This is a genomic window from Kitasatospora sp. MMS16-BH015 (assembly GCF_002943525.1).
Taxonomy (GTDB): domain Bacteria; phylum Actinomycetota; class Actinomycetes; order Streptomycetales; family Streptomycetaceae; genus Kitasatospora.
Map to the genome: position 1 here is coordinate 3,197,625 of NZ_CP025394.1, position 18,584 is coordinate 3,216,208.

The 18,584-nt window shown below is 73.8% G+C and carries 15 protein-coding genes; 5 read left to right on the forward strand and 10 right to left on the reverse strand.

Translation table 11 applies throughout. From position 1 onward, the window contains the following. Window positions 1–310: 310 nt before the first annotated feature. Both CFP65_RS13710 and CFP65_RS13715 read right to left on the reverse strand, forming a co-directional pair. A complete protein-coding gene (locus tag CFP65_RS13710) occupies window positions 311–1,858 on the reverse strand; it encodes an aldehyde dehydrogenase family protein (protein WP_104816360.1) in 1,548 nt (515 codons plus the stop codon). A gap of 111 nt (window positions 1,859–1,969) precedes the next feature. After that, the gene (locus CFP65_RS13715; protein WP_104816361.1) at window positions 1,970–2,629 is read right to left on the reverse strand and encodes an HAD family hydrolase; all 660 of its coding nucleotides are present in this window, start codon (window positions 2,627–2,629) and stop codon (window positions 1,970–1,972) included. Between the two features lie 68 nt (window positions 2,630–2,697). On the opposite strand from CFP65_RS13715, the gene CFP65_RS13720 reads away from it, so the two are divergent. Next, window positions 2,698–3,234, forward strand: a complete 537-nt coding sequence (locus CFP65_RS13720; RefSeq protein WP_104816362.1) for a GNAT family N-acetyltransferase — start codon at window positions 2,698–2,700, stop codon at window positions 3,232–3,234. Window positions 3,235–3,255: 21 nt separating this feature from the next. Here CFP65_RS13720 and CFP65_RS13725 read toward each other — a convergent pair whose 3' ends face one another. Then, window positions 3,256–3,633 (reverse strand): hypothetical protein, encoded by a 378-nt coding sequence (locus tag CFP65_RS13725; RefSeq protein WP_104816363.1) that lies wholly within the window; start codon window positions 3,631–3,633, stop codon window positions 3,256–3,258. A 209-nt stretch (window positions 3,634–3,842) separates the two neighbouring features. Here CFP65_RS13725 and CFP65_RS13730 point away from each other — a divergent pair, with 209 nt between their 5' ends. After that, the gene (locus CFP65_RS13730) at window positions 3,843–5,150 is read left to right on the forward strand and encodes a YhgE/Pip domain-containing protein (protein ID WP_104816364.1); all 1,308 of its coding nucleotides are present in this window, start codon (window positions 3,843–3,845) and stop codon (window positions 5,148–5,150) included. A gap of 49 nt (window positions 5,151–5,199) precedes the next feature. Here the strand turns inward: CFP65_RS13730 and CFP65_RS13735 are convergent, their stop codons facing one another. Together CFP65_RS13735 and CFP65_RS13740 are read right to left on the reverse strand one after the other, a co-directional pair. Continuing rightward, complete coding sequence (locus CFP65_RS13735; protein WP_104816365.1) at window positions 5,200–5,703, reverse strand: hypothetical protein; 504 nt, start codon at window positions 5,701–5,703, stop codon at window positions 5,200–5,202. A gap of 73 nt (window positions 5,704–5,776) precedes the next feature. Continuing rightward, the gene (locus CFP65_RS13740) at window positions 5,777–6,829 is read right to left on the reverse strand and encodes a patatin-like phospholipase family protein (RefSeq protein ID WP_104816366.1); all 1,053 of its coding nucleotides are present in this window, start codon (window positions 6,827–6,829) and stop codon (window positions 5,777–5,779) included. 349 nt (window positions 6,830–7,178) lie between these two features. Here CFP65_RS13740 and CFP65_RS13745 point away from each other — a divergent pair, with 349 nt between their 5' ends. Next, the gene (locus CFP65_RS13745; RefSeq protein WP_104816367.1) at window positions 7,179–7,721 is read left to right on the forward strand and encodes an Rv3235 family protein; all 543 of its coding nucleotides are present in this window, start codon (window positions 7,179–7,181) and stop codon (window positions 7,719–7,721) included. Between the two features lie 130 nt (window positions 7,722–7,851). Here CFP65_RS13745 and secA read toward each other — a convergent pair whose 3' ends face one another. Next, window positions 7,852–10,581: a preprotein translocase subunit SecA gene (secA, locus tag CFP65_RS13750; RefSeq protein ID WP_104816368.1), complete on the reverse strand. Its 2,730-nt coding sequence runs from the start codon at window positions 10,579–10,581 to the stop codon at window positions 7,852–7,854. Between the two features lie 252 nt (window positions 10,582–10,833). Here secA and CFP65_RS13755 point away from each other — a divergent pair, with 252 nt between their 5' ends. Continuing rightward, complete coding sequence (locus tag CFP65_RS13755; protein ID WP_104820862.1) at window positions 10,834–12,012, forward strand: winged helix-turn-helix domain-containing protein; 1,179 nt, start codon at window positions 10,834–10,836, stop codon at window positions 12,010–12,012. A gap of 1 nt (window position 12,013) precedes the next feature. On the opposite strand, the gene CFP65_RS13760 is transcribed toward CFP65_RS13755, so the two are convergent. Further along, the gene (locus tag CFP65_RS13760) at window positions 12,014–12,763 is read right to left on the reverse strand and encodes a response regulator transcription factor (protein ID WP_217368161.1); all 750 of its coding nucleotides are present in this window, start codon (window positions 12,761–12,763) and stop codon (window positions 12,014–12,016) included. A 153-nt stretch (window positions 12,764–12,916) separates the two neighbouring features. Then, window positions 12,917–13,609, reverse strand: coding sequence for a ribosome hibernation-promoting factor, HPF/YfiA family (gene hpf, locus CFP65_RS13765; RefSeq protein WP_104816370.1), 693 nt, complete (start codon window positions 13,607–13,609; stop codon window positions 12,917–12,919). A 317-nt stretch (window positions 13,610–13,926) separates the two neighbouring features. Here hpf and CFP65_RS13770 point away from each other — a divergent pair, with 317 nt between their 5' ends. Beyond that, on the forward strand, window positions 13,927–14,667 hold the full coding sequence (locus CFP65_RS13770) for a ComF family protein (protein WP_104816371.1): 741 nt from the start codon (window positions 13,927–13,929) through the stop codon (window positions 14,665–14,667). Here the strand turns inward: CFP65_RS13770 and CFP65_RS13775 are convergent. Together CFP65_RS13775 and mtrB are read right to left on the reverse strand one after the other, a co-directional pair. Then, entirely contained in the window at window positions 14,655–16,508 is a 1,854-nt protein-coding gene (locus CFP65_RS13775; protein ID WP_104816372.1) for an LpqB family beta-propeller domain-containing protein, read from the reverse strand. The two genes, CFP65_RS13770 and CFP65_RS13775, sit on opposite strands and share 13 nt — an antisense overlap. Next, the gene (gene mtrB / locus CFP65_RS13780; RefSeq protein ID WP_371682413.1) at window positions 16,483–18,531 is read right to left on the reverse strand and encodes an MtrAB system histidine kinase MtrB; all 2,049 of its coding nucleotides are present in this window, start codon (window positions 18,529–18,531) and stop codon (window positions 16,483–16,485) included. Before mtrB ends, CFP65_RS13775 begins: the two co-directional genes overlap by 26 nt. Between the last annotated feature and the right edge of the window lie 53 nt (window positions 18,532–18,584).

Sequence of the window (18,584 nt, forward strand, 5' to 3'; positions counted from 1 at the left end):
ACTTCTTGGCTCCTGTCGCGCGCCGTTGCGTGACTCGGTGGTGGTGGGTGATCACCGCCGGGTCTGCCGCAATCCTCCCTCACGGATCGGGCGAAAACCGCGCATGCCACGCATGGAACGACCTTCGACCGGGTACGTGAAGGCTTTTGCCCTGCGGAGCCAACCCGACGACGCCAGTCAGCCTAACCGGATGAAACGAAGGTGTCAGGGGACAGGGAGGCACAAACCCGTAGGAAGATCGATCCGCCTTGGACACCTTGTCCAATCCGCACCAGAACGGTGTCAGTCTCTGTCAGCTCCTCGGACGGTCTCAGCCCAGGTGGGCGTAGCGGTGACCGGCGGGCGGGCCGAACTCCTCCCGGACAGTCCGGGTGCGGGCCCAGGCCCGCAGCCCCTCCACCGGGGCCACCGCCACCGGCCGGTCGTTGACGTGCAGCGCGTCCGCGGCGAACCGCAGCCACTCCACCGCCGAGGCGATCGCGCCTCGGTCCCGGGCCAGCAGCACCCCGGCCGGCGCGTACGGCGAAGCGGCCGCCGCCGCCAGCGCCTGCTCCCAGTCCTCGTAGGCGTGCACGGCGAGCACCGGGCCCGGGCAGCCGTGCCGGAACAGCTCGTGCGCCGGGTCCGGGCAGAGCAGCACGGTGGGCCGGACGAACCAGCCGATCGCGTCGTCGTACTGGCCGCCGGCCACCAGCTCCACCGCCGGATCGGCCTTCGCCCGCTCGATCAGCGCGGTGGCCCGGTCGAAGGCGGCGCGGTCGGGCAGGGCGCCGAGGAAGTTGGTCAGGTCGGTGACGTCGCCCACCGGCAGCGCGTCCACCTCGGCGAGCAGCTCCTCGGCGATCAGCCGCCAGAGCCCGCGCGGCAGGTGGGCCCGGGCGATGGCCGGGGCGGCCGGGCCGCGGTGCTCGAAGGCGCCGCGCAGCAGCGCCGAGCGGACGGCGGCCGGCTCGGCACCGGGGTGCGCCAGCAGGAAGGCCCCGCCGTCGGGCGCCCCCACCACCCGGGGCGGCCCACCGGGCCTGGCGGCCAGCGCGGGCCAGAGCCCGGGCAGCTCGGCGGCCGGCCCGTGCACCCCGGCCAGCGCCGGTTCGGCCAGCAGCACCTGGGTGCTCGGCTGCCCGTCCCCGGTCAGCAGGTTGACCACCCCCGGCGGCAGCCCGGCCGCCGCGAGCAGCTCCGCCAGGTGGTGGGCGGCCAGGGTCTGCGCGGGGGCGGGCCGCCAGACCACGGTGTTGCCCAGCAGCGCGGGCAGGGTGGGCAGCAGCCCGGCGGCGGCGGTCGACACGGCGGGGCTCACCGCGTGCACGAACCCGGCCAGCGGCCGGATGTCCGCCCGCCGCCACTCCCCGGGCGCCGAGGCCGGCTGCTCGGCCAGCAACTCCCGCCCCTGCGCCACGGCCCGCCGCCAGCCGTCCACCAGCGCGCAGACCTCCAGCTCCGCCTGGCGCACCGTCAGCGACTGCCCCAGCACGGTGGCCGCCACCACCGTGGCCCGCCAGGGCCCGGCCAGCAGCTCGGCGGCCCGCAGCAGCACGGCCGCCCGGTCCTGGTAGCCCAGCGAGCGCCACTCGGGCCCGGCCGCCAGCGCCGCCGCCACGGCCGCCTTCGCGTCCTCCCGGGTCGCGTTCCCGTACTCCCCCAGCCGGGCCGCGTGGTGGTGCGGCTGCACCACCGCCACCCGCTCGCCGCCGCCGAACCGCCGCTCCCCGCCGATCACCATCGGCAGTGGCCCGGCCGCCGCCACGAGCTCGTCCACCCGCCGCTCCAGCGCCGCCCGCTCCGCACTGCCGGGCCCGTACTCCCGCACCACCTCGTCCACGGGCTCCGGCACCCTGCTCACGGCATCGCTGGTCACGTTCGGGGCTCCTCGTTCCGGTGGCGCGTCAACCCAGATTGACCCGCGCCCGCCCGATCCACCCCCCGCCGACACGCCCGCCGGCGGCGTTGCCCCGTCGGAGCGGCCGACTCAGGCGGCCAGCCGCTCCGCCAGCTCCACGGCCTCCGCCAGGCTGTCCACCACCGGGACGCCGAGGCCCTCCAGCTTGGCCCGGGTGTGCGAGCCGCCGGTGTACAGCACCGCCCGCGCGCCCGCCGCCAGCGCGGCCCTGGCGTCGTCCGAGGCGTCACCGATCAGCACGGTGCGCCGGGCGTCCACCGAGGGGCCGAGGGCCGTCAGGTGGCGGCGAAGCCAGTCGGCCTTGCCCGTGCCGTCGGAGGGGCCGGTGCGGCCGTCCACCCGCAGGAAGTGCGCCTCGATGCCGCGGTCCCGCACCTGCGGCACCAGCCGCTCGTGCTCGTGCATCGACAGCAGCGACTGGCTGCGCCCCGCCGCGCCCCAGGCGGCCAGCAGCTCCGCCGCCCCCTCGGTCAGCCCGCAGGCCGGGCTCAGCTCGGCGTACCGCTCCTGGAAGGCCGCGTCCAGCACCAGCCACTCCTGAGCGGTGGGCTGGCGCCCCAGCAGCAGCTCGTAGAAGCGCGGTATCGGGAAGCAGTACAGCTCCCGGTAGGTCTCCAGGGTGATCGGCGCGACGCCCAGCGTCGCGAAGGCGGCGTTGCTCGCCTCCACCACCGCACCCATGTCGTGCAGCAGCGTGCCGTTCCAATCCCAGACGATGTGTGTCCCCATCCGGCCAACGTTAGTCGGCGCGGCAAATCCCCTTGCCGCCGCCCGGCGGGGCCGGGTAGGAAGTTCGCATGCTACGAGGCGAGAAGGTCGGGCTGCGGGCCCGGCACGAGGAGGACGGCCCCGTCCTGCGGGCCGAGTTCTACGACGACCCGGTGCACTGCGCCCGGACCGAGAGCGCCCCCTGGCGGCCCGTGCCGCCCACCGCCCCGGACCGCCGGGTGATGGCCGAGGGCGGCGACCAGAACAGCGTCCAGTTCTCCGTGGTCGAGCTGGCCGGCGGCACCCTGATCGGCGCGGCCACCGTGTGGGGCATCGACACCCACCACCGCCAGGCCCACCTGGGCCTCGGCGTGTTCCCCGCCGCGCGCGGCCAGGGCTACAGCACCGACATCGTCGCCGTCCTGCTCGACTACGCCTTCACCGTCCGCAACCTGCACCGCATCCAGCTGGAGACCCTGGCCGACAACACCGCCATGCTGCGCGCCGCCGAGCGCAACGGCTTCCGGCGCGAGGGCGTGCTGCACCGCGCGACCTGGGTGCTCGGCGAGTACATGGACGAGGTGCTGCTGGCCCTGCTCGCGGAGGAGTGGCGGGCCGCCCGCTGACGGGCCGCCCGCCGGGGCGGGTCAGCGCGGGTTGCCGGTGAGGCAGCTGGTGGTGCGGGTGGCCGTGGTCTGGGCACCGGTGGCGTCGGTGACGCGGGCGGTGACGGTGACCGCAAGGCCGAGGCGGTTGCAGGTGAGGTCGAGCTCGGAGGGGTCCGAGGCGACGATCGCGTAGTAGCTGGTGGCCGACCAGGAGACCGCGTACGGCGCCGCGCCCGAGGCGTTCAGCGTGCAGCTGATCGAGCCGAGGTTGCTGTTGATCGGCTCGGCGAAGCAGCTCAGCGAGGCCGAGACGGCGGCCGGCCGCACCTGAGCGGCCTGGGCCGCCGGGGCGGCGGCGACCGCCGTGGCACAGAGCAGGGCAGCGGCGGCACCGCCGAGGCGAACGGAAAGACGCATGGGGTGACTCCCTGGGGAAGGTGTGGAGTGTCGGACAGCTGCCCAGCGACTCTGGCAGCTGCCTGACGCCCCGTACAGAGATCAGCTGATGTGATTTCAAGCCAAATCTGAATCCACCTCAGCTGCAACCCTGGCGTCCGGTTCACCACGATTCCTCCCCTGACGTGTCGCCACCGGCCCCGCCCGGCACCGGCCGCTATGGTCGGCCCATGCCCGACGCCGCGCCCCCGGCTAGCCCCCCTGCCCGCCCCACGGTCCACGTGGGCCCCCTGCTCGGCCGCTGGCAGCTCTGGCTGGTGCCGGCCGTGCTCGCCTCCCTGGTGGCTTTCTGCCTCTCGCTGCTCTACATGGGCGGCATCCTCGACCCGACCGGCACCCTGCACCGGCTGCCGATCGCGATCGTGAACGGCGACACCGGCGCCCCGCTGCCCGGCCAGCCGCAGAACCTCGGCACCCGGCTCACCGACACCGTCACCGGCTCCACCGCCCCGGGCACCGTGGACTGGCGCCGGCTCGGCCTGGCCGAGGCCCAGGACCAGCTCGGCTCCGGCAAGGTCTACGGCGCGCTGATCATCCCGGACGGGTTCACCGCCGAGGTCGCCGCCCTCACCACCCCGGGCGCCACCAAGCGCCCCACCCTGACCACCCTCACCAACCCCGGCGCGGGCAGCCTCGCCTCCTCGCTGGCCGGCCAGATCACCCAGAAGGCCGCGCACAGCGCCTCCCTGACCATCGGCAGCCAGCTCAGCGCCTCCGGCACCACCCCCACCACCCGGCTGCTGCTCACCGACCCGGTCACCGTCACCACCGCCGTCGGCCACCCGATCGGCCGGCACACCGGGCTCGGCCTGAGCGCGTTCTACTACACGCTGCTGCTCGTCCTGGCCGGATTCGTCGGCGGCAACCTGGTGCACAGCGGGGTGGACACCGCCCTCGGCTACGCCGACAGCGAGCTCGGCCCCTGGCACAGCCGCCGCCCGACCGTGCCGGTCACCCGCACCGACACCCTGCTGCTCAAGATGGTCATGACGGCCGGGATCAGCCTGGCGACCACCGCCCTGGTGCTGCTCGCCACCGCCGGGCTGCTCGGGATGGACACCCCGCACCCGGCCCTGCTCTGGCTCTTCTCCTACTGCGCGACGCTCTCGGTGGGCCTGGGCGTGCAGGCGATCAACGCTGCCTTCGGCGGGATCGGCCAGCTGGTCTCGATGTTCGTCTTCATCGCCCTCGCCCTGCCCTCCTCCGGCGCCACCGTGCCGCTGGAGGCCACCCCCGGCTTCTACCGCTTCCTCGCCTCCTTCGAGCCGATGCGGCAGCTGGTCGGCGGCACCCGGGCCATCCTCTACTTCGACGCCAAGGGCGACGCCGGCCTCACCCGGGGTTGGCTGATGATCGCCCTCGGCTTCGTCGGCGCCCTGGTCTTCGGCTTCGCGATGACCCGCTACTACGACCGCCGCGGCCTGCGCCGCCTCACCCCGCAGCCCGAACCGGATACCGAGCCGAGCCCGGCCGCCTGACCGCCCCGGCCGGCTGACGGCCCCTGCTGCCCGACCGCCTGACGGCTGCTCAGCCCAGCAGGCCCGGGATCTCCTGGGTGGCGTACCAGAGCAGCTCGTGGTCCTCGGCCCCGTCCACGGTGTACTGCGCGTCCGCGTCGCCCCCGTCGGCCGCGGTGATCGCCCCGGCGGCCGCCGCCACGTCCGACTCCGCCTCGGCCACGTCCGCGTGCACCGCCGCCGCCTTGGCCAGGCGCAGCGGGCCCTTGAGGCTCACCCGGCCGAGCGAGGACTGGTGCTCGTACTCGTCGCCCTCGTACGCCAGCACCACCCCGTCGGCCACGTCGGCCGCGACCACCACCCGCCGGCGCGGCGCGCCCTCGGCCGCCGCGAGCAGCCGCAGCGAGGCCTCCGCCGCCCGGCCCAGCGCCGCGTACTCCAGCTCCTCCAGGTCCTCGCTGACGTACCACTCGCGCAGCGCCGGGGTCACCGCGTACGCCGCCGTGCCCTCCAACGACCCCTCGGCGTAAGCCGTGGCCAGACCGTCCAGGGTGGTGGGCACGTACACGCGCATCTGAGCTGCTCCGGTTCTACGGCGGATCCTGACCGCACAAGGTTATCGCCGGGGCCGGCCACCGGGGCCGCCCCTAGCCCGCCCGCACCAGCGTGGTGCGCAGCGCCGTCTCCAGCACGTCCCGCCGCCGGGCCGAATCCATCATGTTCGGCCCGATCACCGCGAGGTCGGCCAGGGTGGGCGCCAGCAGCTGCACCCGGATCCCGGCGGCCCGCAGCACCGAGGCCTCGCGGAGCAGCTGGCGGGTGACCGCCCGGCGGTAGCGGCTGGCCAGCTGGGCCAGCACGCCCTTGGGGCGGTCGCGCTCGCGCCAGCCGCGCAGGGCGGCCAGCGCTCCGGTGGGGCGGCCCGGCTCGGGCCACTCGGGGCGCAGGGCCATCGGCGCCAGCACGTAGACCTCGTCCAGGCCGCGGGCCACCATCAGGTCGGCGTTGGTGGCCGACCAGCAGCCGCCGTCCACGTACCGGCTGCCGGCCACCTCGACCGGGGCGAACCAGCCCGGGATCGCGCAGGAGGCCATCACCGCGTCGGCCACGGCCGCGCGCGGCGCCTCCGGGTCGCCGAAGGTGACGCGGCGTCCGGTGCGGTAGTCCACCGCCGTCACCCGCAGGCCCGAGCCGGGCAGCCAGCCGTCCCCGCCGACCAGCCGGCGGACCAGCTCGCCGACCCCGGCGATCGAGCCCCGGCCGGTCGGCACGGCCGCCGAGACCATGGTCAGGAACGGGTAGTCGCGCGGGTGCCGCACGGCGTCCCGCAGCAGGCCGGGCGAGCCGATGTTCGGGTGCGGGCGCGGCGGCAGCGCCCCGCCGACGGCCGTCTCGTAGTCGAAGTCCACCCCGACCAGCGGGCCGGTGGTCACCGGCAGCCCCAGGTGGTGGTCCCGCAGCTCGGCGGGGCCGACCCCGGCGGCCAGCAGGGTGCCCAGCAGCGAGCCCGCCGAGGTCCCGAGGATCACCTCGGCCCCGCCCGGCCGCCACCCGGTGGCCTCCTCGATCGCGCAGAGCGCCCCGATCGTCCAGGCCGCGCCCAGCATCCCCCCGCCGCCGAGCACCAGCCCGCGCCGCGGCCCACTCCTCCCGGCCGCCACCACTGAGGTGGCCACCGCCTCCGCCGACCGACTCGCCATGCCGCCCGCCTCTCGGATCGCGCCTCCCCCGATGGTCCGCCATGCTCCCCCGAAAACCGGCCACCCCACCGGCCAGCCGCGAGAATGTCGCCCCTGGTTCGTCACCTCCGACCGTCCGCCGCGTGCCGCCGTCCGGGCCCGCGCCCCGTCCCCCTTCGTGCACCCCCGCCCGGCGCAGCCCCGTCAACCGGGTGCCGCGCCCCCGGCCCCGCGCGGGCCCGCCCCGGCGCCACCCTCACACGAATAGGTGACACCGCACCGGCCCGCCGACCCCGCCGCGGCCTTCGTTGTCACCCCTCCCCGCCCCGGGTACCAAGGAGGCGAGCCGCCAGCCCCCCGGAGGTACCCGATGCTCGAACCCGGCACCGTACGGCACCTGACGACCCGGCAGACCCCGCGCGTACGCCCGCTCGTCCACCAGCCCGGACGCCCCACCGCCCGCCGCCCGGTCCGCACCCCGCACCCACTCGCGGCGCCGCAGCAGACCGCCGCGCCGCAGGCCCCGCACCACCCCGGCCGCCCCGAACCCCGGCAGCCCCGCCACCCCCGGGCCGCCTGCGCGCCGCCGCGCGGCCAGCAGGGCGACCTCGCGGCCCGCTTCGCGCTGCGCCTGGTCGAGGTCCTCACCGGCCTGCGCCCGCCCGGCCAGCTCCAGCGGCACACCACCGTCCCGGCCTACCGCCAGCTCACCACGCTGGCCCGCAGCGGCCCGCTCCGCAGCCACCGCCACACCCACCGGCTGGGCCGGGTCCACGACTCCGCCCCGGCCCCGGCCACCCTGGAGGCCTGCGTCCGGGTCGAGCTCGGCCCCCGCCACCACATGCTCGCCTTCCGTCTGGAGCGCCACCCGCGCACCGAGCAGTGGCAGTGCACAGCGCTGGAGGCGCGCTAGAAAGGCAAACGCCCCAGTCGCACCATCGGGGGCGCGGGGAACTGCGCGACCGACCACGCACCTCCGTAGAGGGCTGATCGCGCGGTTCCCCGCGCCCCAGCAGAGTGCAACTGGGGCGCCGTACGAACGGTTACTTCTTCTTGCGCAGCTTCCCGGCCTTGCGGCGCTCGGCGCGGGTCATCCCGTCACCCTCGTCCTCCGAGAAGTCGCCCTCGACGACCGTCTCGTCGCCGTCCACCGACGGGGCGGTGTAGTGCAGGCGCTGCGGCTTCGGGGCCTCCAGGCCCTTGGCCTTGATCTCCGGGCGGACGCCCTCGGGGGCCTCGCCGAGCACGCCGTCGGCCACCGGGACCTCCTCGACCTGCTGCTCGACCTGGACCTCCAGGTTGAACAGGTAGCCGACGGACTCCTCCTTGATGCCCTCCATCATGGCCCCGAACATGTCGAAGCCCTCGCGCTGGTACTCGACCAGCGGGTCGCGCTGGGCCATCGCCCGCAGGCCGATGCCCTCCTGGAGGTAGTCCATCTCGTAGAGGTGCTCGCGCCAGCGGCGGTCCAGCACCGAGAGCACGACCCGGCGCTCCAGCTCGCGCATGATCTCGGCCCCGAGCTGGTCCTCCCGGGCGCCGTACTGGGCCTGGATGTCCTCCTGGAGCACCTTGACCAGGTAGTCCGGGGTGAGGCCGTCGCTGCCGCCGGCCTCCTCCTCCAGGGTCTCCAGGTCGAGGGTCATCGGGTAGAGCTGCTTGAGGGCCGTCCAGAGCTTCTCGAGGTCCCAGTCGTCCTCGAAGCCCTCGCCGGTCGCGGCGGTGACGTACGCCTCGACGGTGTCGTCCATGAAGTGGCCGACCTGCTCCTGCAGGTCCTCGCCCTCCAGGACGCGGCGGCGCTCGCCGTAGATGACCTCGCGCTGGCGGTTGAGGACCTCGTCGTACTTGAGGACGTTCTTGCGGATCTCGAAGTTCTGCTGCTCGACCTGGGTCTGCGCCGAGGCGATCGCGCGGGTCACCATCTTCGACTCGATCGGCACGTCCTCGGGCACGTTGGCCATCGAGAGCACGCGCTCGACCATGCCGGCCTTGAAGAGCCGCATCAGGTCGTCGCCCAGCGACAGGTAGAAGCGGGACTCGCCCGGGTCGCCCTGACGGCCGGAGCGGCCGCGCAGCTGGTTGTCGATCCGGCGGGACTCGTGGCGCTCGGTGCCGAGCACGTACAGGCCGCCCAGCTCCTGGACCTCGATCTGCTCGGCCTTGACGGCCTCCTTGGCCTTCTCCAGGGCCGAGGGGAAGGCCGACTCGTACTCCTCCGGGGTGTCCACCGCGGTCAGGCCGCGCTGGGCCAGCTCGGCGGCGGCCAGGTGCTCGGCGTTGCCGCCGAGCATGATGTCGGTGCCGCGGCCGGCCATGTTGGTGGCGACGGTGACGGCGCCCTTGCGGCCGGCCTGGGCGACGATCTGCGCCTCGCGCTCGTGGTGCTTGGCGTTGAGCACCTCGTGCGGCACGCCGCGCTTGCGCAGCTCCTGCGAGAGGTACTCGGACTTCTCGACCGAGACGGTGCCGACCAGGACCGGCTGGCCCTTCTCGTGCTTCTCGACGATGTCCTCGACCACGGCGGCGAACTTGGCCGGCTCCGACTTGTAGATCAGGTCGGGCTGGTCGATGCGCAGCGGCGTCTTGTTGGTCGGGATCGGGACGACGCCGAGCTTGTAGATCTGGTGGAACTCGGCCGCCTCGGTGGTGGCGGTACCGGTCATGCCGGAGAGCTTGTCGTACAGGCGGAAGAAGTTCTGCAGGGTGATGGTGGCCAGCGTCTGGTTCTCGTTCTGGACCTCCACCCCCTCCTTCGCCTCGATGGCCTGGTGCATGCCCTCGTTGTAGCGGCGGCCGGCCAGGATGCGGCCGGTGTGCTCGTCGACGATCATGACCTCGCCGTTGATCACGACGTAGTCCTTGTCCACCTTGTAGAGCTCCTTCGCCTTGATGGCGTTGTTCAGGAACCCGACCAGCGGAGTGTTGACCGACTCGTAGAGGTTGTCGATGCCGAGGTAGTCCTCGACCCGGCTGACGCCCTCCTCGAGGACGCCGACGGTGCGCTTCTTCTCGTCGACCTCGTAGTCGCGGTCGATCTTCAGGCGCTGCACCAGCTTGGCGAAGTCGCTGTACCACTTGGTGGCCTGGTCGGCCGGACCGGAGATGATCAGCGGGGTGCGGGCCTCGTCGATGAGGATCGAGTCGACCTCGTCGACCACGGCGAAGTTGTGGCCGCGCTGGACGAGCTCCTCCTGCGACCAGGCCATGTTGTCGCGCAGGTAGTCGAAGCCGAACTCGTTGTTCGTGCCGTACGTGATGTCGCAGGCGTACTGCTCGCGGCGCTCGGCGGGCGACATGTTGGCCAGGATGCAGCCGACCTTGAGGCCGAGGAAGCGGTGCACCCGGCCCATCCACTCCGAGTCGCGCTCGGCGAGGTAGTCGTTGACCGTGATCAGGTGCACGCCCTTGCCGGTCAGCGCGTTCAGGTAGGTCGGCAGCGTGCCGACCAGGGTCTTGCCCTCGCCGGTGCGCATCTCGGCCACGTAGCCGAGGTGCAGCGCGGCGCCACCCATGATCTGCACGTCGTAGTGGCGCTGGCCGAGCACCCGCTTGGCCGCCTCGCGGACGGTCGCGAACGCCTCGGGGAGGATGTCGTCGAGCGTCTGCCCCTCGTCCAGACGGCTGCGGAACTCGTCGGTCAGGGCGCGCAGCTCGTCGTCCGTGAGGTTGACGAAGTCCTCTTCGATGGAGTTGACCTGGGCGGCAATCCGCTGCAGCTTGCGAAGGATCTTGCCCTCGCCTGCGCGCAGGATCTTGTCGAAGACGGACACTAGGGCGGGCTCCTTGCCTGGATCGGCTCTGGACGACTGCGAGTGGGGTTACCCCACCGTACGGGTCATCGTATGCGAGGAGGCCAACGCGCCGGGAGGTGCGTCAGCACGGTATTCCCGTGTCACTCCTGAGAGCACATGCGCAGATAGCAACGCCGGTCGGGGCAAAACGGTCACCCACGACTTGGGACGATCCGCGTTCCCGGAAGGTTCCCGGCCCGATTGTCGGTGCCGACCCGTACCCTGCCCGCCATGACCGCGCCCTCCCGCCCCGCCCCCGCTGCCGCTGCCGCCCTCACCGCCGACGAGGCCCGCCTGATCGCGCTGCGCGCCCAGGGCCTGCTCGGCGCGCCCGACCGCCGGGCCGGTGTGCCCGGGGTGGTCCGCGCGCTGGGGGCCGTCCAGCTCGACACCATCTCGGTGCTGGCCCGCTCGCACGAGCTGGTGCCGTACGCGCGTCTGGGCGCGGTGGGCCGCCCGGCGGTGGAGCAGGCACTCTGGGGCTCGGGGCAGACCTTCGAGTACTGGTCGCACGCGGCCTGCGTGCTGCCGATCGAGGAGTGGCCGCTGTTCGCCTTCCGCCGCCGGGCCTACCGGGCCAAGGGCGGGCTCTGGGAGTTCCGGGTCGGCCCCGAGGCGTACCGGGGCGTGCTCGACCGGCTGCGCGCCGAGGGCCCGCTGACCTCCACCGACCTGGGCGGGGCCAAGCGCACCGGCGAGTGGTGGGACTGGTCCGACACCAAGATCGCGGTGGAGCGCGCGCTGGCCTTCGGCGACGTGGTCTGCACCGACCGGCGCAGCTGGAAGCGGGTCTACGACCTGGCCGAGCGGGCCGTCCCGGCCGGGCTGTACGGGCAGGAGCCCACCGACGCCGAGTGCGCCCGGCAGCTGATCGCCCAGGCCGGCCGGGCCCTCGGGGTGGCCACCCGCTCCGACCTGATGGACTACTACCGGCTCAAGGCCGGCCTGTTCGACCAGGCCCTGCCGGAGTCCGGCCTGGTGCCGGTCGAGGTCGCGGGCTGGCCGGCCCCCGCCTGGGCCGACCCGGCGGCCCTGGCCACCGCCCCGCGCGGGCGCCACCGCACCACGCTGCTCTCGCCCTTCGACTCGCTGGTCTGGGAGCGCCCGCGCACCGAGCGGATCTTCGGCATGACGCACCGCCTGGAGGCGTACACCCCCAAGCACAAGCGCGAGCACGGGTACTTCGCGATGCCGCTGCTGGCCGGCGGCCGGCTGGTCGGCCGGGTCGATCCGGCCCGCGAGGGCCGGACCCTGGTGGCCCGTCAGGTCTCCCTGGACGCCCCCAGGCACCTGCCCGCGCTGGCCGCCGCGCTGCGCGAGGCGGCCGAGTGGGTCGGCTGCGACGACGTACGGGTCGAGCGCCTCGCGGACGAGGCCCTGCGCCCGGCCCTGGCGGCACTGCTCGCCTGACTCACCCTATTTCGAGGATCTTCTCCCGCATCGCGTAGACCACGGCCTCCATCCTGGAGTGCAGCTGCAGCTTCTCCAGGATGTTGCGCACGTGGTTCTTCACGGTGTTCTCGCTGATGAAGAGCTCCTTGGCGATCTCCCGGTTGTTCATCCCGGTGGCCACCAGCTTGAGCACCTCCAGCTCGCGGTCGGTCAGCCGCGGCGCGGGCACCAAGTCACGGTCGTCGGACCGCCGTTGGATCATCGACTTGAACTCGGTGAGCAGCTTCGAGGCCATCGAGGGGCTGATCTGGGACTGGCCGTCGGCCACCGCGCGGATCGCGGTGGCCACCTCGTCCGTGGAGATCTCCTTGAGCAGGTAGCCGGTGGCCCCCGCCTTGATCGCCTCGTAGAGGTCGGCCTCCTCGTCGCTTATCGTCAGCATGATGATCTTGGCGCTGGGCGCCACGTCCTTGATCGCCGTGCAGGCCTCGATCCCGCTGCGCCGGGGCATCCGCACATCCATCAGGATGATGTCCGGCAGCAGGTCGGCCGCCTTGAGCACGGCCTCGGCCCCGTCCCCGGCCTCGCCGACGACCTTGATGTCCTCTTCCTCGGCCAGCACGATCTCCAGGCCCCGGCGGAAGAGCGCGTGGTCGTCGACCACCAGGACGCGGATCGGCTCGGCGCGGTGCGCGAGGTGCTCGGAGCGCTCGAAGCCGTCCTCCCCCGCCTCGGCCCCTGCCCCCTGGCCCCGCGTGGTCTCCCCCATCCGCCCCTCCCGGTCACCGGTCGCTGTCGGGCCATCATTCCACGGCCGACCCGCCCTGTGATCACCCTCCGGCATCGCGCCGCCCAGCTGGGTGACCCCGGAGCCTCCAGGCCTCCGGGGTCACCCGTCACTGTCGGTGCGGCAGATCAGCCGTCAGCTCGCGTCGGTCTCCCCGATCGCGCCACCGGCGCCGGCCGCCTCGTCGGAGATCGTGCCGTCGGTCGCCAGGTGGATGACACCGTAGTGGTAACCGTGCCGGCGGTAGACCACGCTGGGCAGACCGCTGTCCTTCTCCACGAACAGGTAGAAGTCGTGGCCGACGAGCTCCATCTCGTACAGCGCCTGGTCCAGCGCCATCGGCCCGGCGTGGTGCGTCTTCTCGCGGACGACGAGCGGGCCGTCGCCCTCCACCTCCAGGGAACCCATCTTGATCTTCTTGACCGCGCCGTTGACCCCGGCGGGCCGCGGGCCCTCGTCCAGGCCGGCCAGCGCGGCCGTCGCCTCCCCGACGCTGATCGGGGCGTGGCTGCCGGTGGCGCCCTTGTGCACCCGCCGCCGGTCGGCGGACTTGCGCAGCTGCGCGTCCAGCTTCGCCGAGGCCAGGTCGAGCGCCGCGTACGGGTCGGCGGCGGCGGCCTCGGCCCGGATCACCGGGCCACGGGTACGGAGAGTGATCTCGACCCGCTCGGACCGGTCGGCCTGGCGCGGGTTGTGCTCCTTGGACACCTCGACGTCGAGGCTGATCACCTTGCCGTCGAACTTCTGGACCTTCTCCAGCTTCTCGGCCACGTGCTCGCGGAACCTCTTGGGCACCTCGGTCTTGCGGCCCTTGACGACGATGTCCACGCAGAACTCCGATCCCTCGTGCTGACGCCGATCCGGACGACCGGATCGGGCTGAGACCAGCCGGACCAGCCCGCTGGCCCTCACCTCACTTCCTCCCCACCAGGGACGCGTGAAACCCCTTGTGGCCTCATGGAACACCTCACACGGGGATTTCGCCTCCCCAGTCGAACGGCCTGGCGCCCGGAGGCCGACTGTCCGGCTGTTCCCCACTGTTTACCCCCCGGCGGGTGAAATACCAGTAAAGATCTGGACAACACACCCCAGACGGCCCACCGTTTGGCTCACTCCCCGTACCCACCCGACTCCAGGGAGCAGCCATGGCCCCGCCGCACCCCCAGGCCGCCCTGCTCGCCCTGCTCGACCTGGTGCTTCCCGCGCCCTGCGCGGGGTGCCGGGCCGGCCGCAGCCCGCTCTGCCCCGGCTGCGCCGAGGCGCTCACCGCGCTGCGCCCCGGCCCCGCCGGGCCGATCCCGCGGCCGGCCGGGCTGCCGGAGCTGCACGCCGCCGCCGCGTACGCCGACCCGGTGCGGCGGCTGCTGATCGCCCACAAGGAACGCGGGGCCCTGCGGCTGGCGCACCCGCTGGGGCTCGCGCTGGCCGGGGCCGTGCACTCCGCGCTGCACGCCCGGGGGTGGGACGGGCCGGTGCTGCTGGTGCCGATGCCCTCCACCCGGCCCGCCGTCCGGGCCCGCGGGCAGGACGCCACCCTGCGGCTGGCCCGCCGGGCCGCCCGCGAACTGCGCCGCCGGGGCCGCCCGGCCGAGGTCGCGCCCGTGCTGCGCCACGCGCGCGCGGTGGCCGACCAGGCCGGCCTGAGCGCGGCCCAGCGCCGCCGCAACCTGCACGGCGCCCTGACCGTCCGACACGCCTCGCTGCCCCCGCACCCCTTGGTGCTGGTCGACGACCTGGTCACCACCGGCGCCAGCCTCGCCGAGGCCGCCCGCGCCCTGCGCGCCCACGGCCACCCGCCGCACGCGGCGGCCACGGTGGCCGCCGCCGGGCGGCGGAGCCGGCCCGGGCACCGGCCCGGGCACCGGCCCGGGCCTCAGCCCGGGTAGACGAACAGCGCGCCGGTCTTCCCGGTCTGCAGCTCCCGCCACTGACCGGCCGACAGCCGGTAGATCTGCGAGTCGGCGGAGGTGGCCAGCACCGGCGGCGCCGCGTCCCCCGTCCCCTGTACCTCCGTCGCCGAGACCGAGACCATCGAGTCGGCCCCGATCAGCGGCGCGTCCGTGCTCTGCGACCCGTCCGTGCTCACGTAGTGCAGCGCCTGCACCTGATCCCGCTCCTTGCCGAGCACCAGCAGCTGGTCGCTGTCGGCCCAGGCGAAGGAGAGGATGCCGGTCAGCTGCGGAGCCAGCGGGCGCAGCCCGCTCAGCGAGATCCGGGCCTGCGCTCCGGAGCCCGAGCGGGTGACCAGGCCCAGCTGGAGCGAGGCCGCGCCGCTGCTGTCCTCGGTCAGCAGCGCCACCCGGGTGCCGTCCGAGGAGACCCGCAGCTCCACCGGCACCTTGCCGTCCAGGCCGGGCAGGACCACCTGCTGCACCGTCTTGTCCCGCACCACCAGCACCTGACGGTGCGCCGGGTCACGGTCGATCACCCAGAGATTCTGCCGGCCGTCCCAGCTCGGCGTGGAGAGCCCGTGGTCGCCGCTGCCACCGACCGGCAGGCCGTCGTGCGAGGTCACCAGCGGCTCGCCCGCCTTGGCGTCCACGTCCATCGCCGTCACGCTCAGCGTCCGGCGGTCCGTGCTCACCACCGCCGCCGCCGCGCCGTCCCGCCGCACCGCGAGCGCGGCCGGGCGCTGCGCCGCCGCACCGAGCGGGCCCGGCACCGGCTTGCCGCCATCCTCACCCTGGGGCTGCATCAGGTGGCCGTTGGTCAGCAGGTAGTAGGCGTCCCCCGTGCCGGCCAGGCGCCACGGCGCGTACGAGGAGGCCTGGGTCGAGTCCACCGCGCAACTGCCCTTGGCCCCGGCCAGGTTGAGCTGGCTGAGCTGCCGCTTGGGCTGCTGGTCGGCCAGCGTGAAGAAGAGCTGGTCGGCCATCTGGAGGCAGAGCGAGGGCTTGCTGGTGAAGTCCTCCACGCTCACCTTGACCGAGGCCACCAGATTGTCACCGACCGTCACCGGCCCGGTGACCCGCACCCCGTGGGAGAACCCGGACCTGACGGCGGGCGACAGCCAGTCGGACGGACCGTCTGCCAGCGCCTGGGCGGCAGCCGTCAGCGGGTCTATTCGGCGCCGCACATAGATCGGGTCGGCCACCAGAGTCTGGCTCTGGTCGCCGCCCGCGCTGTCCGGCACCGTGTAGAAGTACCGGTGCACCTGGCGGTAGCCGTTCTTGAAGTTCGTCTGGTCGACGATCAGGCCGTCCGGCAACTTGGCGATCCGCCACTCGCCCTTGTCCCGCCCGTCGGTCTCCTTCACCAGGGTGAACGAGACCGAGTAGCCCTTGGCCGAGGCGTAGTCGCGGTAGGTGTGCTTGGCGTCCAGCCCGGCCACCTGGCCGCCCGAGAGCTGGAACTCCGCCGTGCCGTCGCCCGGGGTACCGGTCGCCGCCGGGGTCCGGTGGTCCAGCACCGCCACCCCGGCGTCGGGGTTCCACCGCTTGCGGGCGTCGGCGGTCAGGTACTTGAGCGCGGTGCCGTAGTCGGCCTCGTCCGCGATCGAGGCGTCCAGGAAGCCGGTCAGCACGTCCATCGGCTCGGCGCCCGCGCGGGGCTCCACCGGGAAGACCCGGACCTGGAGGTTCTCCGCCGAGGTGCCCTGCTGCTGGTCCACCGCCTGCGGCGCCCCGTCGTCGGGCATAGCCACGCAACCCGGGACGAGCAGCGCCGCCAGGCCGGCCCAGGCCGCCCGGAGCAGCCGTCGGTCAGCCCTGCCGGTCGTCCTCCCCATCACGGGCCCCCTCCGTCTCGCTCTGCTCCGCCGGAGCCGCCGCACCCATCACCACGTGAGCTCCGGTGGCACCGTACCCCGCCGACACGGCCCGCAGGTCCGAGGGGTCGGAGACCGGTGCCGAGGGCAGCTTGCCCAGGCCCGGGCCGATGCTGAGCACCCCGCCGAGCCCGCTGCCGAAGCCCGTCTGCGGGGTGTCCGGGGTCTCCGGGCTGTCCACCGGCTGGCCGGGCTCGCCGGCCGCCGTGAGCGCCGTCGCCCCGGCCGGGCGGTGCGCCCGGCGGTAGGGGCTGCTGGCCGAGGCCAGGCCCCGGTTGTGCCGGGAGTCCTCCGGCTCCAGCCGGAACGGCGCACGGCTGATCTCCCCGCCGCGGGTGCGCGGCAGGGTCAGGCGGAAGTGCGAGCCGCCGCCCGGCTCGCCCCAGGCCTGGAGCCAGCCGCCGTGCAGGTGGGCATCCTCCACCGCGATGGAGAGCCCGAGGCCGGTGCCGCCGGTGGTCCGCACCCGCGAGGGGTCGGCCCGCCAGAACCGGTGGAACACCCGGGAGGCCTCGCCGGGCTTGAGCCCGATGCCGTAGTCGCGTACGCCGACCGCCACCGCGCCGTCCCGCGAGCCGAGCTGGACGACCACGTCCCGCCCCTCGCCGTGCTCCAGCGCGTTGACCACCAGGTTGCGCAGGATCCGCTCGATCCGGCGCGGGTCGACCTCGGCCACCACCGGCTCCTCGGCCCCGCGCACCACCACGGCGCTGCCCTTGGCCTGCGCCAGCGGGTCGGCCGCCTCGATCACCCGGTGCACGATGTCCCGCAGGTCCACCGGCTCGGCGTCCAGGATCGCCGCGCCCGCGTCGAACCGGCTGATCTCCAGCAGGTCCGCCAGCAGCGACTCGAACCGGTCCAGCTGCCCCTGGAGCAGCTCGGCCGAGCGGGCCGCCATCGGGTCCAGGTCCTCGCGGCTGTCGTAGATCAGGTCCGCCGCCATCCGGACGGTGGTCAGCGGGGTGCGCAGCTCGTGCGAGACGTCCGAGACGAACCGCCGCTGCACCCGGGAGAGCTCCTCCAGCTGGCGGATCTGCGCCTGCAGGCCGTTGGCCATCCGGTTGAACGCGTCGCCGAGCCGGGCGATGTCGTCCGTGCCGGTGACCTTCATCCGCTCCTCCAGGTGGCCGGCGGCCACCCGTTCGGAGATCCCGGCGGCCATCCGCACCGGCGTCACCACCTGGCGCACCACGACCCAGGCGATCCCGCCCAGCAGGATCACCACGAACACCCCGGCGGTGGCCAGCGTGCCGGTGACCAGGCCGAGGGTGTCGGTCTCCTGGCCGAAGGAGAACACGTAGTAGAGCTGGTACTTCGTCCCGTCCGGGCCGGAGAACTGCTTGCCGACCACCAGACCGGGCTCGCTGTGCGGGGCCTTGCCGCCCTCCGCGCCGCGCTGGATCCGGGTGGTCTGCTCGTGCGCCCGGCTCGGATCGTCCATCACCTGCTGGCGCAGCTCGGCGGAGATCGAGCTGGGCAGGATGTTGCCCGAGTACCAGGCGCCGCGCAGGCCGGGGCTGGCCGCGCCCTCCTCCTGGTCGGTCTGCGGCACCAGCGCGATCACCGAGTACACCCCGGAGCCGCCGCTGGCCAGGTCGGAGACCTGCTTGATCAGCCAGGTGCTGATCTCGTCCTTGGTCGGGTCACCACCCGCGCCGACCTTGGCCTGGAGGTTGATCGCCTCGTTGATCTTCTCCTGCTCGATCTGGAACCCGCCGTTGGCCTGGCTCACCGAGGCCCCGCGCTTGGTCCCGAGCAGGCCGGCCCGCACCTGGGCCACCACGACCACGCCGAGCACCAGCACCACGGCCAGCGAGAGCAGCAGCGTCGCCGCCACCACCCGCACCTGGATCGAGCGCTGGTAGGTCTCCCGCAGCCGGCTGAACGGACGGCGCACCTGACGTCCCACCAGCGTGAGCAGCGCCGCCGGACCGCGCCGGGGCCCCCGGCCCTTGGTGGTCGAGCTCAGCACGTCCCCGCGCACAGCGGACTCCCCGTCGGCCGGTGCACCCGACGGGGAGTCGTCAGTCCCGTACG